The sequence below is a fragment of the Paenibacillus sp. FSL R10-2771 genome (assembly GCF_038000205.1).
Lineage (GTDB): Bacteria > Bacillota > Bacilli > Paenibacillales > Paenibacillaceae > Paenibacillus_AQ > Paenibacillus_AQ phytohabitans.
The window spans coordinates 5,844,684-5,860,926 of record NZ_JBBOBM010000001.1 but is presented as its reverse complement, the minus strand read 5'-3'; the positions used below and the strand labels follow the sequence as shown (position 1 = coordinate 5,860,926).

Sequence of the window (16,243 nt, the reverse complement as noted above, 5' to 3'; positions counted from 1 at the left end):
CATGGCTGATTATGCAACGGAGTCCGCGCGTAAGCTGCTGCAGGAACTTAAAATGACTGCTGGTAAATACGCGGTGTTTGCACTGTCGGCCAGGAAAAAGTACACCTCTCTGATGCTGAACCAAGAGCCGGAAGTACGCAGGATTTTTATCAAAGCTGGAGACCAAGTATCCAAGGAGATACGCAGCCTGCGGCAGCGGGGATATGGTAGCCAGCTAAACGAGCGCTACCTTGATCCTCTCATGAAGACGCTGCGGGAAACAAATATTCCCCAGTCACTCCGTGAGAGGATGAATCAATATATCATCAAGGGAGTGGATGCCGGAACGGGTTACTCATTTGACGTCACAAAGCTCCATCTCAGCAGCGCTAAGATACCTGTGGAGCCGCTGGAGCGAATGATATTCCGGACCAACAAGCAGGCCGTGGATGCCATGTGGGCGCGCAGTGAGAACGGACTGATGCTGTCAGACCGGGTTTGGCAAAAAGGAATCAAGGCGCGCCATACCATGACGGAGATCATCCAAGACGGCATTAGGAACGGCGAGGACCCGGTGAAGACGGCCCGCTTCCTTGAAAAATATGTTCGAAGCGGGAAGAAGACACTTTCCGGCGATTATCCGGAAATGATGGACCGGATGGGCAATCGGATTCCGAGTGACCTATCTTATGAAGCGTTGCGGCTGGTCCGGACAGAGACGGCGGCAGCTTTTGGAGAGGGCACGATTGCAGCAGCTCGGGTGAGTCCGAGCTATTCCGGGATGAAATGGGTGTTATCTGGTGCTCATCCGAAACCGGATATATGCGATGACCTGGCCGCAGCCGACCATGACCTAGGCCGGGGAGTTTGGCCCGTTGGACAGGAACCACACATGCCGGCACATCCAAACTGTTTGTGCGTGCTTATTGCAGTGCATGAGGATCTTGATTTATTCATGGAACGGCTTAACCAGTGGACCAAGTCTCCAGCCAGTCAACCGGACCTGGAAAACTGGTATGAGAATGTGTATTCCAAGGTGGCGTAAAGGAGCCGCGTAGACATGTGGTTAATATCTATATTTTGTGAGCATGTATGCATTTTGTGTGTTTGTTCTAAGGATCCATCTATATGTAGTACGTTTTGAATATAAATACAATATTAGTGTATATAATCGCCCTTTTATTCAGCTTGTTGACTAAAATTCATGAATAGTATGCAAGAATTAAGCCTATTTTGCAGAATTTCGGTCTTATAGAGTCGTTTTCCGAAACTTCGGAGGAACGGCTATTTTTGTTGTTCAGAAAGGGTGGAATCCAATGGAGGAAGAACGCTGGTCAACCGCAATTGATAATGCCCGCTTCATGCTGGAGGAATATAAGAAGATTCCATACGGAGCTTTCGGCGCGATGAATATCGCTAATGTAATCGCTCGGTATGACCGTGGGGAGCGGACGGAAGATTTGCTTGAAGAATTGGAAGCTATCCAGTGAAGGGGGTGACTGACTTGGAAGCAGTTATTTACACCAAGGAAAAACTGCGAGACAAGTGCGCCGAATGGCAAAAGGTCCTACGGCTGCAAGATTGGGATATTAAAACTAGCATCGAGCGTGAACGGGATATGAAGATTGCTAATTGCAATGGAGTCATTACTATAAACGAAGAACACAGGTCAGCAACCATCAGAATTCTTGATCCGCTGGATTATTCTCCGGATGAACCTTATCCACAAGATATGGAGAAAACATTGGTTCATGAATTATTGCACATTCATCTAATTCCGATGACAAAGGATTACGAGGGCCACCTGGCGGTAGCTGAAGAGCAGGCAATCAATATGATGACGTCCGGTTACATCGAACTTGCAAGGAGAGGAGGTGAGACAAAAAATGAAAAAGATTCTGATTTGCGGTGAAATGGCCGACAGCAGTGAAACTCTATTCCGGCTCTTCGCTGGAATTACAGGAGAAATGCAGGTCGATGATGTCCCGCTTGCTTCCGGGGTAGATGTTGAAGAGCTGAAGAAGGGCGATGCTGATCCCCTACAGGTTGTAGTTGAGATTCCCGCTTCCAAATCAAAGCGCGGGTGGAACTACACCGGCGAGTCGCTGCGGAATATCGTGGATGCCGTCATGAGTAAGACGCTGAATGGTTTCCTGGGTCATCAAAAGGCTGAGGATGTCAGTAATCAGTTCCTTCCTCCGGTGACGCACTGGATCGGCGCGAAGATGGTAGGGGAAACGGCTTACTTCCGCGGCCTTGTCGATGCCTCGGCGGTTGACCTTAAACGCTGGATTCGCGGCAAACGAATCACCCAAGTTTCTATTTTTGGTATGCCGAAGCTGCAAAAGGCAAACGGTGAAACGAACGTTGTCGGATACGATCCGCTATCTATAGACTGGACCCCGCTTGACCGCGCCGGCATGAGCACGCGGATAGTCGCTACGTCCGGAGAAATGTGGGATTTAGAAGGGGGAGGCCCCGAAAATACGAAGGGAGATGGTGAGAAAGTGGAATGGGCACAAGTCATTGCAGAAGTGAAGAAGAAACACGGTATGAAGGGCGTAACCATTGGGACGCTGGCCGGGGAAATGGGGCTGACGGACCAGGAGGTTGTCCGGGAGCTTACGCCGGAATTTGCAAAGGAAGTCCAGCGCGCGCTTGAAATCAGCGGTAAAGCGGCTGAAATCCTCGGCGTGACTGGTGAGATGAATGTCGAAGACCTTTTCAAATCCCTGAAAGCAGCAGCAGATAAAGACGCTGGAGCTGGCCGGGATCAAATTGTTGGTGAAATGATCACGGAGAAAGTAACGTCTGAAGCAGTTCGTAAGGATATTAAGGACCCGGCAACGGCAATCGGCAAGATGTGGTCTTATCATTCTGCTTCCATCGCCCCTACGGCTACTAAAGAGCAGATTGCCGGTGAAATGGATACCTTCCTGGCAGATGCAGCCGTTAAAGCCATTGTCAGCAACTATCATACTGATCCAGCAGCGGGCACAGGCGGTAACAGATCCAACAATAACAATAATGCCGGTTCCAGCGTGAAAACACGCCGTACCAGCATCTAAGAGAAGGAGTGAAAAGGTTATGTCATATAAAGGTCAACCAGTACCAACAACCAGTACCCAAGTTGCACGGGCCAAGGTAAGCGATGGTAAATCAGTACGTGTTACTGTGCCTCAGAACACAGTAATTGAAGCTGAAAAGTTTTATCTGCTCGGCGGTTACTTCGGAGTTGCAAAGCAATCCGTCACCACAGGGGCTGGACAAACCGCTGAAGTCATTTTAGATATTGAACAAGCAGAATTTGAAACAGATCAAATCAGCACAAGTCAGGCCTTCGCTGCCGGTACAGCTATTTACTGGGCGGCCGGCACTAGTAAGTTTACGGAAACAGCTACAGATAACCGTCAAGTGGGCCGCGTAACTGTCGGCAAGGATGCGAATAACGTAATCTGGTTCATTCTTGGACCGCAAGTATAAAGGGGGATAACATCATATGACAAAGATAATCAGCGTTGATACATTGCGCGAAGAGCGCCGTAAAGGGACTGTCCAACAGGATATCCCTTTTTCAGTTAACGGGGAGCAGTTGGTTGTAATCAAGAAAATCGTTAATGGTGAAATGGAAACACTGGAGTTCACCAGGCCTATTGGTGAAATGCTCACCAGCGGTAGCTTGGAGCAGTTCAAGGATTTGATCAAGAAAGTGGTTCTTGATGTTGAAATCGGGCGTGAGCAAGTACCTGTGCTTTACCGTTCGATTTATGAAAACATTACAGACCCTACGTTCCCACGCGTTATTGACGCGAAATGGGCATTGTATGGAACCGTTGTTTTCACCGATCACATGGAAGGCGAAGAAGTGAAATTCGGTTCCCTTAACGTTGAACACGGTCCTGTTGCCCGTATCTTGACCCAGACAGCCGGGTTTGAGTATACCAAAGAGATGAAGGATTTTAACTCCTTCTACATTGTAGAAATCTACAATAAGGCAATGGGTGAAGCCTACAATGCTAAATTGAACGACATGCATCTGGGTCCGATTATCTCATTTAACTATAAGACTGCGAACAAGACAGCCTACCAAGGTGAAACAACTGATCCGGTGTGGGTCAGAATGTATCACACCCTGAACAAAGGCCTGAGCGATGCGAGATTGGCGAAGCGGACAGGGAATATCCTTCTCGCTTCCAGCATGGACAAAGAAAACATTGAAATGGCGATTAAGGGTGGTTATACCATCAATGGCACAACGTATCCTGCGGTTTCGGGAATCAGTGAAATTGTGTACTACGATGGATGGGAAACGATTGTAGGTCGTAAAACGTACACGTATGCCGGTGTTACACCAGGAAAAGCTTACTTGATTCGTCCGAAGCGGGGTTTCAAGGAGCTTGAAAAGCAAGACTTGCAAATTGAGTCCATCGCCGGAGACCTGTCCCGCTTGGTGGAAGCTCAAATTATCGGATGGTCGTACCGCGGCGTTTATGCTGCTGTTGAAGAGAACGTACAGGAAATTTCATTCTCATAAGGGTGTGAACATTATGGATGTAACCCCAATGCTTCGGACACGGCTCCGTAGGTTGCTCAATGAGAGTATCCCTGCGGGCGGGACCGAGGTTAATACGCGTTTCGCCGACCATGATATTGATATGCTGCTGATTGAGTCGGATTCCATGAACAGCGCCGCAGCAGCCGGATGGAGGGAAAAAGCCGGCCTGCTGCAAGGTGATATCGAGAGTTACAGCATCGGCTCTGAGAAATATGATATGACCTCCCTTAAGGATCTGCTGAACCAGGCTCTCGCCATGGCAAAGCAGTATGATACTGCGGCAGCGGAGGCCACTGCAAAAGCTAGTTACGGCAGCTTTATCCTAGGCGTCAACCCGCCGCCGGTGCTGTGATGGACTTCGTAGCTTTACGCCGTAAGCATATCGCTTGGAACATCAGTCAGAATCCTTCATCCATTGTTATACACCGGGAGGGGAAGCGGAGGAAGGGTGGCGGTTACGAGGAAATCAAGACAGAACTGCTGCCTGTCACCGTCCGAATCTTCATCGGTGGAAATGCTCAGTCCCCCCAGGTGGATTCAGGAACCATCGGTACCGTGCAGATTGATAAAGCATACAGCCTGCTGGCGGATGAATATGCAGATATCCAAGCGGGCACCGAGGTAACGGATACATTCAGCCATTTGGGGGATACGTTCAAGGTGCTGCAGGTTATGCCGCATGTGATTAACAACATCATTGTTGGATACAAGGCGGATCTGGAGAGGGTGAAGTAATCGTGCCGAAACTTGGAGATAATGCCCGCGCTCACATGAGGCGGAAGCAGGCCGGGGCGTTTGCGATTATCCAAAACCTTGCACAAACTGCTGAAGGCGAAATGAAGACCGGGGCCACGTGGACAGACCGCACAGCTACCGCTCGCCGGGCACTTCACAGTGGAGCGCGGCCTATGGGTAAAAATAAAATTGTAATGTACCTTGCGCATGGTGTTAAATACGGAACATTCCTGGAGGAAGGCACGAAGCCCCATGTAATCCGGCCAAAGAATAAGAAGGCTTTATACTGGCGGGGAGCGGCGCATCCGGTTAAGAAGGTGAACCATCCCGGCACCAAGTCGCGGCCGATTGTACTGCCGACTGCGAAGAAATATAAGGGCAAAATCAAGCAAGCCCTGGCGAAATGGTGGGGGATGCAATGAGGAACGCAATACGGAATCGAATTATAGAAGCCGTTCCCGCTCTTACGGATGTGTTTGAACCGCACGCTGCGAGCAAAGACAGTGTAAAACCTTATGCTGTTGTGCTTCAGGGTGACGATGACAACGAATCCGCATGGGCAGGCTTCCGGCGGATCATTGAGGTATGGCCTTACGTTTCGCGTACCAGCTTCGAGGTTGTGGATGAGCTGGAGCAGGAGATAGCCGCCGCTCTTGTGGCTGAACCGCTTGTCACGGAAGCGGGAGAGGTGTTCACCTGTTCTTATATTGGTTCTTCTCAGGACACTGTAGATGAAGACTGGGACGCCATTACGCGCGGTATGCAATTTGCTGTGATGGCTTTACAGCCAATGGGTGCCGGTGTTCCGGTTACCTTAGATCCGTGGCTTAATGCTCTGGTTTCATGGACCGAAACACTGTTCGGTCCAGATTGGAGCGTTTATAAGGGTGTCTGGCCAGTTGGGTATTCCCGCAACTCTATCATGTGGCGGATCACCGGAATGGAGGCAAAGCCGCTCGGGGTGGGAATGTTCCAGCTCACGAAGCAGTTCACCGCTCACGTACTCGGCCCTGACGGTAACCAGGAGCATTACAGTGTGTTAAAACTCATTGAGGCAATCGGCAGTGTGCCAAAGATTCCGCTTGATGTGCTTGACCGTAGGTACATGACGGTGAAGGACACAAAAGCGAACACGGAAGCGGATGCTATTAAAGAGGGACAGATTACGGTCACCTTGAGTCGGAAGGTTCAGAAGCTGACGGATGAAGGCCCGCTGATGGCGGAAGTCAACTATAAACGAATATGAAAGGCGAGGTGGTAAGTGTGGCAGAGAAAGCAGGAGCTGCAGCACAGCCGGTTATACCTTCCGTACCTGTTCAAGAGCTTTTGGCGCATGCCGGGGCTCTTTTTTCATGCGGACCGGAGGTATTAGAGGGTGCTTTATACGGCAGCAACAAAACCGAATTGACTGTGGTTGAGGCACAAAGTTTGATTGACGAATTTTTAGGAAGGAAGGTGCTGTAAATGGCTGGAGGAACATGGAGCGCAACTGATATGCCTGTATTGCCGGGCTTTTACATGATTTTTCAAGCAGCGGCGCTGGCTGCCATCGAACCTGGAGCCCGCGGAACTGTCGTTTTACCCGTAAAGGCTCACTGGGGGCCGGATAAGCAATTTGTTGAAGTAGGCAGCGAAGCCGCAATCACTGAACTGTTTACAGACGATGAAACAAACAATGCAACAGCACGAACCACTTTGCGGTTAGCTCTCCTGGCTCAGCCTAAAAAGGTGCTGGCTTACCGCCTTGTGGATTCTTCCGCAGCTATTGCAACCAAAACGCTTCAGGACACAACGGCAACGCCGGTGAATGCTCTGAAGATTGATGCAAAATACAAGGGAGCCCGCGGGAATAACTTCCGCCTGACAGTTGCTATTAACCTGGTGGACAGCGCCAAGAAAGATATCAAACTGTATGACGGAACAACCCTGCTGCGGACATTCACATTTACAAGCGGGACCCTTGCAGCAGCGGCAGCAGCTATCAATGAGGATGCAGGCAATGCCTGGATTACAGCTACTGTTCTCCTTCCGGGCAATGGCATCCTGGCAGACGTCACAAATGTTGCTTTGACTGGCGGCAACTCCGGAATCACCGGACTTGTTAATGCGGACTATATTGCAGCTCTGGGTGCATTTGAAACGCAGGACTTCCATGTGCTCGCATTGGATGGTATTTCCGATGCCGCGCTGAGAACGAGCGTGGTTGCCTGGGTGAAGCGATTGCGGACAGAGGGTAAAGGTATCATTTCCGTGCTTGGAGGTTCCGCAGTGGAGGATACAGGGGCTACAGCGGTGAGTACTGCTGTTACTCGCAGCGCGACAATTGATTTTGAGGGTGTCGTTAATGTTGGAGTCGGCGGAATCTTGGATGGTATTTCCTACAGTTCCGCGCAAACTTCCGCATGGGTGGCTGGTCTTATTGCTGGAACTGCTTTGAGCGGATCCACTACTTATGCCGCTTCACCTTTTGAGGATGTTACACGGCGCTGGACACGTTCGGAACAAGAGTCTGCTGTAAAAGGCGGCGTATTCCTCCTAATCCATGATGGGCGGAAAGTGAAAGCACTGAAAGGCATTAACAGCTTGGTCACCCTGCGGGTTGGTCAAAACAAAGGCTGGAAAAAGATTCGGAAAATCCGCGTGATGGACCAGATTACCTATGATCTGATGCAGACGGCAGAGGATAACTACATCGGTAAGGTCAACAACACCGCTGAAGGTCGCCTTGCACTGATAGGAGCGGGTAAAGACTACCTCCGGACACTGGCAACAGAAGGTGTGATCGAGTCAACCGGCTACAGCGTAGCACTTGACCCGAGATATTACGGCTCCGCTCCAGCAATGACACCTGAAGATGATCAAGTCTTTCTTACTTGGACGGCAGATGATACGGACGTTATGGAACAAATTTTCGGCACGTTCAACGTGCAATAAAGGGGGGTAAAGGATGTCATTAGATCCAAGCAAAGTCATTCTCGGTACGTATGGACAGGCCTTTATTGATGGGGTTTGGCAAACGCATATTAACCATTTGGAAGCAAAGATCGATGTGGATAAGCGGGAGCTGAACTTGGTCGGTTACAACTGGAAGCAGTACAAAATCGGAGCTAAGAGCGGGACGGGTACAATCAGCGGCTATAAGGTCAGCTCTTCCATGCTGCAGCGGGAATTTTCCAAGTTCGATATCATTTCCAAATTGGACGACCCTGAAGCGTATGGGCATGAAACCATTCGTTTGATCCGCTGCATGCCGGATAGTATGCAAATTGCCAATTGGACTGCCGGTGAAGAAGTGACGGAGGAAACACCGTTTACCTTCGAAGGATTTGAATTGCTCGACCCGATTAATGCGACTGTTTAAATACAAACCACAATAAAACGGAGGCTTACACCCTATGAGTGAACAACAATTAACCGATCAACAGATTTTGGCTGAACTCTTCGAGACGGCAGCAACAGCCCCTGAAGAATCCGTATTTATCAAGCGTCTCGGGCTGCGTGTCACGCTGAATGGCTTGACCTCCAGCCGAGTTGACAGCATCCGGGAACGTTGCACGTCCAAAAAGAATGTGAAGGGAATGCAGACCGAGAAGCTGGATAATGAGCTCTTCAACTCCACTTTGATTCAGGAAGCCACTAAAGGCATTGAAGTTATTCGTAATTATGGAGAGCAGAAAGAGCAGAGGCTTGTTCTGAAAGGCTGGGGCGATGAGCGAATCACAAGCCAGCTGAAACTTTCAGGCGGCGACCAGGCTGTCCGCCGGCTGCTACTGGCCGGGGAACTGGACGCGGTAGGCGACAAGGTACTTGAACTGTCCGGCTTCGGTGTTGATATTGAAGAAGTAAAAAACTAACCCGCTCCGGGGGTATGATCTCTCTCTTGTTCTATTTATGGACAAAGCATGATCTGCGCCCCGGGGCGTTTTGGGCTTTACCCAAAGGCGAACAGCTGCTATTGCGGGCATTCACGGAGCGGGAGATGGAGATAGTTTCTAAAAACCCTCCGATAATGCCCGGGATACCAAGCGGGCGTAAGGGAAGGCGGGTGACGAATGGCTAATAAGGAATTCTATAACTTAGACCTTATCATCGGCACAAGCGGTGTAGAGCGAACCGAGCAGCAGCTGCGGGCCATTGAACGCATGATGGATCAGGCGCAGCGGAGAGCGGCAGCATTAGGCCGGACACGCATTAACCCTACGGTTTCCCTCAATGACCGAATGACCGCGCCGGCAGGCAGGCTCACGTCCTCTCTTAACCGTTTGGACCGTATTAATGCGAAGCCGGAGGTGCGGCTTGTAGACCGAGCGACAGCGGGACTGGGAAAAGTATCTTCCATGCTGGGGAATCTTACACGGAAGGTGTTTCGGGTCTCGGTGAATGCTGCGTTTACCGGAGCGGCGATGCTTACAGCAGGAGCGGCATACACGGCCGTCAAATCTACACAAAAGGCCATGTCGTTTGAACATCAAATGAAGTCCATTCAGGCGCTGACTCAAATCGATGATAAGCAATTAGGTGAAATGCAAGCTCTCGCCTTGGCCGAAGGGATGCGTACCAAGTACAACGCCCTGCAGGTAGCAGAGGGGATTGAAACTCTGTTTAAAGCGGGCTTGTCCATGCAGAAGATTCAAGAGGGTGCCCTTGCTGCCGGGTTGAACCTGGCGACTGCAGGCGGCATGCAGATGTCCGAAGCGGCAGAGCTCATGTCCACCTCACTGAATGCGTACAAAAAGGATGCTCTTACCGCTGCGCAGGCTTCAGATATTTTGGCCGGGACGGCGAATGCCTCCGCCATCGACCTGAACGACCTACGGTATTCTTTATCCATGGTCGGAGCGGTAGCGGATGGGGTCGGGGCATCATTCCTGGATACAAACTTAGCACTCGGGGTGTTTGGTAATAACGGATTGAAAGGATCGGATGCAGGTACATCCCTGAAGACCTTCCTGATTAATCTCGTTCCGGAAACGGCCAAAGCATACAATCTGTTCAAGCAGTTTGACCTCCTGACGGTCGATGTGACAGAAAGTATGAAGGTGTTGAATAAGGCGGGAATAAAACCTGCTTCTTCTTCGGTAAAAGATATCACTTCAGCGCTTGAGAAGTACGTATCGGCTCAAAAAGGCATTAAGCCAGGGACAGCGAAGGCAGCGAAAGCAACCAAGGATTACATGATGGCTAATACCCTGATGCATTCAGCGTTTTATGATGAAAAGGGAAACATCAAGGATATGGCATCCATGGCCGACCTGCTGCAAAGTAAGCTGAAAGGCCTGACAAACGAGCAGCGGCAGTACTACCTTAAGCAAATGTTTGGTACGGATGCCATCCGGGCAGCGAATATCTTGTATAAAGAGGGAGCCAAAGGTATCAAGGCCTTCCAGCGAGAAATGTCTAATGTTACCGCCCTGAAGGTTGCCAAGGATAAGATGGATTCTGCTACCGGGGCCGTAGAAATGTTTAAGGGAGCAGTTGAAACCCTTCAAATTTCCGCCCTGATTCCTACTTTGCCGATTATCCAGAAGGTAGTAACGAAGCTGGCTTCCGCAGTAGCTCAGTATACACCAGAGTTGACGGCATCCATGGAGCGTATGACATCCACAGCGGAAAACTATGTGAAGAAACACTTCCTAAACAATCCGGATTTCAAAAACCTGACCTTCACAGGAAAAATCGGGTTTATTTTTGATGATCTGCAGGCCCAATTTGACGGATGGTATGAATCTACCGGCCGCGGTGTTGTTGCAAACATGGCCGGCAAGATTGGAGCGGGACTTGGCGGTGCATTAAAGGGCATATTCATGGGAGCGCTCGGGCTGCTAGATGATGGGGATGATTCTCCATACAAGACAGCGGGGCAATCAGCGGGAGAGGCATTCTTTACTTCCTTTATTGAGGCATTTGATGCCGGAGCTATTGCCAAAAAGGCCGCAAATGCTTTGGCGAACGTTGGGATGAATGCCGTGAATGAACCTTCTGGCAGCACTATAACTACAGCGGTTGTAACAGGAACTGTAGCAACCGCTATTGGAGCATCATTTTTCAAACGATTCCTTAAGCCAACAATAGATATAGGTAAATCTGTATTCGGAAAAGGGAAAAACATTGTTCAAACAGTATTAGGAAAAGGTGCTTCCGGTGCTGGCGCAGGGGTTGAAGGAACCATAATTGCGGGAGAATCCGCAGCTCGCGGAGCCGCTTCAGGAGCTGCCGGCGCATCTAATGCAGCGCGGATACCCATAGAGTCTCTTCGTAGAGATCCGCGTTATCGTCCAGGAGGTAAGCTGACGAATCCTCCTAAAGACTTTGCAATACCAGGACTGAAAGTAGCTTCTAAGGCAGTTTTACCTATCATGGTCGCGGCAGATGCGTATTCCATTGCTAAAGCGGATTCTGGACGAGATCGTGCCGAACAAGTCGGCGGCTCAGTAGGTGGATGGTCTGGAGCGTGGGCAGGTGCTACATTAGGGGGGGCCGCAGGTACTGTGGTTCCAGGAGCGGGTAATGTTATCGGTGCTATTATTGGTGGTATTGGCGGTGCCCTCGGTGGGGCCTGGACTGGTAAAGGAGTAAGTAACAAAATCATGGATAAGTTGTATGGTAAAAGCACAGTAGATATACCGGAAATTGATGCCGTGTTAGGAAATAAGTATCCCGGAATAGATACTGTGCTGAATAGAACTCCCGCTCCCTATACGCCAAAGCCTGTTGAAACTGTAAAATCGCCGCTTGTATCAGATATTCTAAGCAAGAGTCTGCAAACGATCGCATCCAAGATCGGTGTATCCCAGCTTCAGGTCAATGCTACAGCGGGAAAGTCTACTCAGCCGCAGACGGTTATCATGTCTCCTGAACAGGTTAGCACCATGGAAAGCGGAATTCGTAACATAAAAGCGGAAACCACTAATCAAATCAATGTCAATCTGCCATATGGTGCAATTCAGGTCAATGTAAAAAGTGATGATATTGATTATGATGCCATCGGGCAGCAGGTGGGAAGCCGACTTGCAGACGCGATGCGCCGAAAAACACAAAATCTTAAGGAGTAAAAAGGAAATCCCTCTCATATGGAGAATAGAATCATGTGAGGGGGGATTTCGTTGACATTTTTTAATAACGTAGTCGAAGGACTTAACTGGTTTCATTCCCAATGGTGGGGGTTTGGGATTTTATTGTTGGGGCTTTTTTTTGCGGCTGTTGGGTATTGGAAAGATGCGATATGGGCTTATAAGGATAACAATAAACAAGTTTTTTCAAAAGAATTTAGAAATGCCGCTGTTTGTAGCGTGCTTTTAGTTTGCTTGTTTGTTTTCAATTGAAAAAATTATAATCGAGGTGTTCCTATGGAATTACACCTTATAGACGGAGCGGGTAAGAACTTCGTCTTCCCGGTCAATCCGGAAGAAATCAAAATAAACCGTGGAAAAGGCATTGAAACGGTTAACATAGTACGTTTCGGAGAGTTTGATTATCCGAGTGGAGAGAAGGTGAAGGAAATCACCTTCTCTTCTTTTTTTCCCATAGAGCCGGATACGTATTGTGTCACGCAAAATATTCCGAAGCCTCAGGAGGCAATGAACATCTTAACCACCCTTATGGTCAGCAAGCAGCCAGTGAGGTTTATCATCACTGACACCTTTGTAAATAACCTGGTCGTTCTCTCTGTCCATGATACGACCTTCAAGGGTGGGGAACCGGGTGACGTTTACTTTGACTTGACCCTGCGGACATGGCGGGAGCCCATCGTTCACACCAAGGTAGGTACGACCGCGGCGTCAGCTTCCGGTAAGAGCAGCACAACCGCTGCGCCCGCGGTTAGCCGGCCTGATACTAAGAAGCCCCCGAAGACCTACACCGTGAAGTCAGGGGACTCTTTATCAAAAATAGCGAAGCTGGAGCTTGGTAGTAGTGCAAAATGGGAAGCCATCTATACTTTGAACAAAAGCACGATTGGCCCGGATGCCAGCAAGATCAAGCCCGGCCAGAAGCTGGTGATGCCATCATGAGTTATGAAGTGGTACACCTGGACAAGTATTATCTCCGGGAGCTGGTCGAGAGTATAACCTTGAAGGATTCTCTTGATCAGATATCCTATACAGCTACTGTAAAGATTACCGTTCCCGCTTCCATGCAGGCCATTAATCCGGCAGAGCTTATCAGGATAAGCGGAGTACCGTACGGGGAGAGCAACTGGAAGCCGCTGCTTGATCCAGGAGTAGTGTGGGAAGTTAACAGCAGCACGGATAATATAAAGACTCTGGACATTATCATATATGACCGGACAATCTATATATCCAAGTCAGAGGATGAATACTTGTTCCCAGCTGGACAGACGGCCAGTCAGCGGCTCCGGAAGTATGCGGCGGACTGGGGGATGAAGCTTTCCACCATCCCGGATACTAAAACCAAGCTGAAGAAGGCAGTATACCGCTCCCAGGCTATTTACAACATGATTACTGCGGACCTGCAAGAGACGGTTAAGGCGGGAGGAGACATGTACATCCCCCGCATGACAACCACCGGGTTAGAGCTCTTTCAGATTGGCAGCAATAAAACGGTGTGGGTCCTGAAGGCAACGGAGAGCGTGTCCCGCCGCCGCACCCTAGAGGGAGCTATTACCAAGGTCAAGGTCATCGGGACAGAAGACCGCAAGGAGACCACCCGCACCAAGGAATCCGGCAGCAAGGAGGAGGCGCCGTCCCCTATCCTTGCTATTGCAACGGGTGAAACCGAAAAATACGGTACGCTGCAGCGGATGGTACAGGATGAGGATGTGAAGACTGCGGCGGCCGGAAAGAAGCTTGCCGAATCGATGCTTACCGGGATACAGGAAACATTCACTTATACCGGGATTGATATTAATACGCTACGGGCAGGGGATGCTGTCAAGTTGAACGGATCAGAACTGATTGTAACGTCAATCAGTCACACACTGGGCGACCCGGGACACATGAACTTGGAGCTGGCATCTGCTGATTACGTCAAAAGGAGGTATTTCTTGAAATATGGGTGATGCATACGATGCGCTCCATGAAGCATTTCAGGAGGCGATGGGCAAAGGGGTTGCAAAGTCATTGGCAGGCGTCCCGGCAGAAATGGGCACAATTACAGCTTCTGGGCTCAAGCTGGATAGCTTCAAGCATGAGATTCAGGATTACCTTGTCGCGGGATGGACAGTAACACTCGGGATGCCTGCTTACAGCCTGTCCGGCACCATCAACACCGGGAGCGGGAGCGGGACAGCGACCTTCAGCGTCCCGGCAAAGGATATTGAAGGTGTTCAGGTGGATATGGCTGCCGGGCTGCAGACAGGAGACCGGGTATTAACTATCCCTGTAAACGGAGGCAATGACGTTGTTGTACTATGCAGGGTGGTGGATAACTGTGCCTAATTTATTCCCGGATGATATCGGGTGGAGTGGAGCGGACGGAGCAGGGACCACTGACGCTGAAGTGACATTCGGCAGGAGTTGGCGCTTTGATTTTGAAGCAGGGGACTTTATAATGACTCCCACCCGTAAGGTCGCCGCCGCCGATGAAAAAGAGGCTTGGGTGCAGTGGTGCAAGAAGGCGCTACTTACACCCAGATATCGGCACGTTATATACTCGCGTAACCATGGGCAGGAATTTGATGATTTGATCGGCCGGGGATATAGCAAAGCGGTGCAGGAGAGCGAAATACAGCGGATCGTAACGGAAACGCTGATGGTGGACCCAAGGACGGCCAGCGTGAGAAATTTTGTCTTTACCTGGGCGGACGATGCATGCAGTTTTAGCTGCAGCATTACGAATGTGAGAGAGGAATCAGAAAATATAGAAGGGAGGACGGATGCTTAATGTCTGATCTATCTCTTTACCTACAGGACCAAACAGAAGAAGAAATTATGCAGCGTCTGCTGAACCGAGTGCCCGAGGACATTGACAAGTCTGAGGGCTCTTTTATTTGGGATGCAGAGGAACCGGTAGCTTTCGAGCTGGCGCAAGCGGTGATATGGGCGCGTGAGATCCTTCGGCGTGGCTTCGCCAGTACGGCAGCCAGCACTGATCCGGCGTATCGGTCAGATGAACTTACTCTCCGAGCAGCTGAACACGGTGTTATCCGGAGAGCGGCAGTGTCTGCGGAAGGAATGGTCACTTTTACGGGTACAGCCGGGCGCAGCATTCCTGCGGGTACCGTTGTAGCGACACCTGCTGATGATATAACCGGACAATCAAGTATTGAGTATATTACAACCGCAAATGCAACAATTCCCGCAGGTGGAACGGTGACCGCTCCCATCAGTGCCATAGTAGCTGGAGAGGCGGGTAATGTGACCGCTGGCGTTATCGAGATTTTGAGCACACCCATAACAGGCGTAACGGCTGTCACGAATGCAGCGGCCATAACCGGTGGTACAGACACTGAGTCTGACGTTTCCCTGCTGGATCGTTATTATCTCCGAGTTCGTAACCCGGGGACAAGTGGTAATAAAGCGGACTATTTGCGGTGGGCCTTGGAGATTGCCGGTGTAGGCGCGGCCAAAGTATTCCCGCTCTGGAGCGGTCCAGGTACCGTAAAGGTAGTTATAGTGAACTCTGATAGGTTACCGGCTCCATCTTCACTAGTGAATGAAGTCCAAGTATATATTGATCCTGCAGCCGGTCATGGGGAAGGTCAAGCGCCTATCGGAGCTACTGTAACGGTGACTTCCGCCGTTGGTAAAACCGTAAATATAGCTGCTACGATTACACTTGCCGCGGGATACACGTTACAGAACATCCAGGATGCTTTCGTTTTGCGCTTGGAATCATGGAGGGCAGGCGCAGCATTCGCAGTAACCTATGTCAGTCAAGCGGTAATCGGAGCGATGCTGCTTGGGACGGAGGGAGTATTGGATTATACCAATCTCAAGCTGAATGGCGGTACAGGGAATATATCTTTGCAGCCCGAGGAAGTCCCTCTAATCGGAACCGTCAATTTGGGGGTGTGAA

21 protein-coding genes are annotated in these 16,243 nt (G+C 50.1%); all 21 read left to right on the top strand.

Going from position 1 to position 16,243, the window contains the following annotated elements:
* The first annotated feature begins 1 nt into the window (after nt 1).
* The 21 genes from NSU14_RS25070 (at nt 2) to NSU14_RS24970 (ending at nt 16,242) form a co-directional block, all read left to right on the top strand.
* The gene (locus NSU14_RS25070) at nt 2–1,024 is read left to right on the top strand and encodes a retron-type reverse transcriptase (RefSeq protein WP_340947628.1); all 1,023 of its coding nucleotides are present in this window, start codon (nt 2–4) and stop codon (nt 1,022–1,024) included.
* A gap of 271 nt (nt 1,025–1,295) precedes the next feature.
* Nucleotides 1,296–1,469: a hypothetical protein gene (locus NSU14_RS25065; RefSeq protein ID WP_340947627.1), complete on the top strand. Its 174-nt coding sequence runs from the start codon at nt 1,296–1,298 to the stop codon at nt 1,467–1,469.
* Between the two features lie 14 nt (nt 1,470–1,483).
* The gene (locus tag NSU14_RS25060) at nt 1,484–1,891 is read left to right on the top strand and encodes a hypothetical protein (protein WP_340947625.1); all 408 of its coding nucleotides are present in this window, start codon (nt 1,484–1,486) and stop codon (nt 1,889–1,891) included.
* Nucleotides 1,866–3,047, top strand: a complete 1,182-nt coding sequence (locus NSU14_RS25055) for a hypothetical protein (RefSeq protein ID WP_340947623.1) — start codon at nt 1,866–1,868, stop codon at nt 3,045–3,047. The genes NSU14_RS25060 and NSU14_RS25055 overlap by 26 nt, the downstream gene beginning before the upstream one ends.
* 19 nt (nt 3,048–3,066) lie before the next feature.
* Nucleotides 3,067–3,462: a DUF2190 family protein gene (locus NSU14_RS25050; protein WP_340947621.1), complete on the top strand. Its 396-nt coding sequence runs from the start codon at nt 3,067–3,069 to the stop codon at nt 3,460–3,462.
* Between the two features lie 16 nt (nt 3,463–3,478).
* Nucleotides 3,479–4,513, top strand: a complete 1,035-nt coding sequence (locus NSU14_RS25045; RefSeq protein WP_340947619.1) for a hypothetical protein — start codon at nt 3,479–3,481, stop codon at nt 4,511–4,513.
* Between the two features lie 28 nt (nt 4,514–4,541).
* Entirely contained in the window at nt 4,542–4,886 is a 345-nt protein-coding gene (locus NSU14_RS25040; protein ID WP_340947618.1) for a hypothetical protein, read from the top strand.
* The gene (locus NSU14_RS25035; protein WP_340948991.1) at nt 4,886–5,269 is read left to right on the top strand and encodes a hypothetical protein; all 384 of its coding nucleotides are present in this window, start codon (nt 4,886–4,888) and stop codon (nt 5,267–5,269) included. The genes NSU14_RS25040 and NSU14_RS25035 overlap by 1 nt, the downstream gene beginning before the upstream one ends.
* Nucleotides 5,270–5,271: 2 nt before the next feature.
* A complete protein-coding gene (locus NSU14_RS25030) occupies nt 5,272–5,691 on the top strand; it encodes a hypothetical protein (protein ID WP_340947616.1) in 420 nt (139 codons plus the stop codon).
* Nucleotides 5,688–6,515 carry a hypothetical protein gene (locus tag NSU14_RS25025; RefSeq protein ID WP_340947614.1) on the top strand — a complete coding sequence of 276 codons (828 nt, stop codon included), beginning with the start codon at nt 5,688–5,690 and terminating at the stop codon, nt 6,513–6,515. The genes NSU14_RS25030 and NSU14_RS25025 overlap by 4 nt, the downstream gene beginning before the upstream one ends.
* Before the next feature lie 17 nt (nt 6,516–6,532).
* The gene (locus NSU14_RS25020) at nt 6,533–6,733 is read left to right on the top strand and encodes a hypothetical protein (RefSeq protein WP_340947612.1); all 201 of its coding nucleotides are present in this window, start codon (nt 6,533–6,535) and stop codon (nt 6,731–6,733) included.
* Entirely contained in the window at nt 6,734–8,203 is a 1,470-nt protein-coding gene (locus NSU14_RS25015; RefSeq protein WP_340947611.1) for a phage tail sheath subtilisin-like domain-containing protein, read from the top strand. It begins immediately after the preceding gene.
* 13 nt (nt 8,204–8,216) lie between these two features.
* Entirely contained in the window at nt 8,217–8,630 is a 414-nt protein-coding gene (locus NSU14_RS25010; protein ID WP_340947609.1) for a phage tail tube protein, read from the top strand.
* A 34-nt stretch (nt 8,631–8,664) separates the two neighbouring features.
* Nucleotides 8,665–9,123, top strand: a complete 459-nt coding sequence (locus tag NSU14_RS25005) for a phage tail assembly chaperone (protein WP_340947608.1) — start codon at nt 8,665–8,667, stop codon at nt 9,121–9,123.
* 198 nt (nt 9,124–9,321) lie between these two features.
* Complete coding sequence (locus NSU14_RS25000) at nt 9,322–12,321, top strand: phage tail tape measure protein (RefSeq protein ID WP_340947607.1); 3,000 nt, start codon at nt 9,322–9,324, stop codon at nt 12,319–12,321.
* A gap of 51 nt (nt 12,322–12,372) precedes the next feature.
* The gene (locus NSU14_RS24995) at nt 12,373–12,591 is read left to right on the top strand and encodes a hypothetical protein (RefSeq protein WP_340947606.1); all 219 of its coding nucleotides are present in this window, start codon (nt 12,373–12,375) and stop codon (nt 12,589–12,591) included.
* 24 nt (nt 12,592–12,615) lie between these two features.
* Complete coding sequence (locus NSU14_RS24990) at nt 12,616–13,278, top strand: LysM peptidoglycan-binding domain-containing protein (protein WP_340947605.1); 663 nt, start codon at nt 12,616–12,618, stop codon at nt 13,276–13,278.
* Nucleotides 13,275–14,285, top strand: a complete 1,011-nt coding sequence (locus NSU14_RS24985) for an XkdQ/YqbQ family protein (protein WP_340947604.1) — start codon at nt 13,275–13,277, stop codon at nt 14,283–14,285. Before NSU14_RS24990 ends, NSU14_RS24985 begins: the two co-directional genes overlap by 4 nt.
* Nucleotides 14,286–14,322: 37 nt before the next feature.
* Nucleotides 14,323–14,664, top strand: coding sequence for a hypothetical protein (locus NSU14_RS24980; RefSeq protein ID WP_445670098.1), 342 nt, complete (start codon nt 14,323–14,325; stop codon nt 14,662–14,664).
* Nucleotides 14,657–15,109 (top strand): DUF2634 domain-containing protein, encoded by a 453-nt coding sequence (locus tag NSU14_RS24975; RefSeq protein WP_340947602.1) that lies wholly within the window; start codon nt 14,657–14,659, stop codon nt 15,107–15,109. The genes NSU14_RS24980 and NSU14_RS24975 overlap by 8 nt, the downstream gene beginning before the upstream one ends.
* Nucleotides 15,109–16,242: a baseplate J/gp47 family protein gene (locus tag NSU14_RS24970; protein WP_340947600.1), complete on the top strand. Its 1,134-nt coding sequence runs from the start codon at nt 15,109–15,111 to the stop codon at nt 16,240–16,242. Before NSU14_RS24975 ends, NSU14_RS24970 begins: the two co-directional genes overlap by 1 nt.
* Nucleotide 16,243 lies beyond the last annotated feature (1 nt).

Coding starts and splice junctions, on each gene's coding strand:
- NSU14_RS24980 (WP_445670098.1), top strand. CDS start 14,323: ATGGGCAAAGGGGTTGCAAAGTCATTGGCAGGCGTCCCGGCAGAAATG.
- NSU14_RS24990 (WP_340947605.1), top strand. CDS start 12,616: ATGGAATTACACCTTATAGACGGAGCGGGTAAGAACTTCGTCTTCCCG.
- NSU14_RS25000 (WP_340947607.1), top strand. CDS start 9,322: ATGGCTAATAAGGAATTCTATAACTTAGACCTTATCATCGGCACAAGC.
- NSU14_RS25045 (WP_340947619.1), top strand. CDS start 3,479: ATGACAAAGATAATCAGCGTTGATACATTGCGCGAAGAGCGCCGTAAA.
- NSU14_RS25035 (WP_340948991.1), top strand. CDS start 4,886: ATGGACTTCGTAGCTTTACGCCGTAAGCATATCGCTTGGAACATCAGT.
- NSU14_RS25070 (WP_340947628.1), top strand. CDS start 2: ATGGCTGATTATGCAACGGAGTCCGCGCGTAAGCTGCTGCAGGAACTT.
- NSU14_RS24970 (WP_340947600.1), top strand. CDS start 15,109: ATGTCTGATCTATCTCTTTACCTACAGGACCAAACAGAAGAAGAAATT.
- NSU14_RS24985 (WP_340947604.1), top strand. CDS start 13,275: ATGAGTTATGAAGTGGTACACCTGGACAAGTATTATCTCCGGGAGCTG.
- NSU14_RS25065 (WP_340947627.1), top strand. CDS start 1,296: ATGGAGGAAGAACGCTGGTCAACCGCAATTGATAATGCCCGCTTCATG.
- NSU14_RS25050 (WP_340947621.1), top strand. CDS start 3,067: ATGTCATATAAAGGTCAACCAGTACCAACAACCAGTACCCAAGTTGCA.
- NSU14_RS25010 (WP_340947609.1), top strand. CDS start 8,217: ATGTCATTAGATCCAAGCAAAGTCATTCTCGGTACGTATGGACAGGCC.
- NSU14_RS25005 (WP_340947608.1), top strand. CDS start 8,665: ATGAGTGAACAACAATTAACCGATCAACAGATTTTGGCTGAACTCTTC.
- NSU14_RS25015 (WP_340947611.1), top strand. CDS start 6,734: ATGGCTGGAGGAACATGGAGCGCAACTGATATGCCTGTATTGCCGGGC.
- NSU14_RS25040 (WP_340947618.1), top strand. CDS start 4,542: ATGCTTCGGACACGGCTCCGTAGGTTGCTCAATGAGAGTATCCCTGCG.
- NSU14_RS25055 (WP_340947623.1), top strand. CDS start 1,866: ATGAAAAAGATTCTGATTTGCGGTGAAATGGCCGACAGCAGTGAAACT.
- NSU14_RS25025 (WP_340947614.1), top strand. CDS start 5,688: ATGAGGAACGCAATACGGAATCGAATTATAGAAGCCGTTCCCGCTCTT.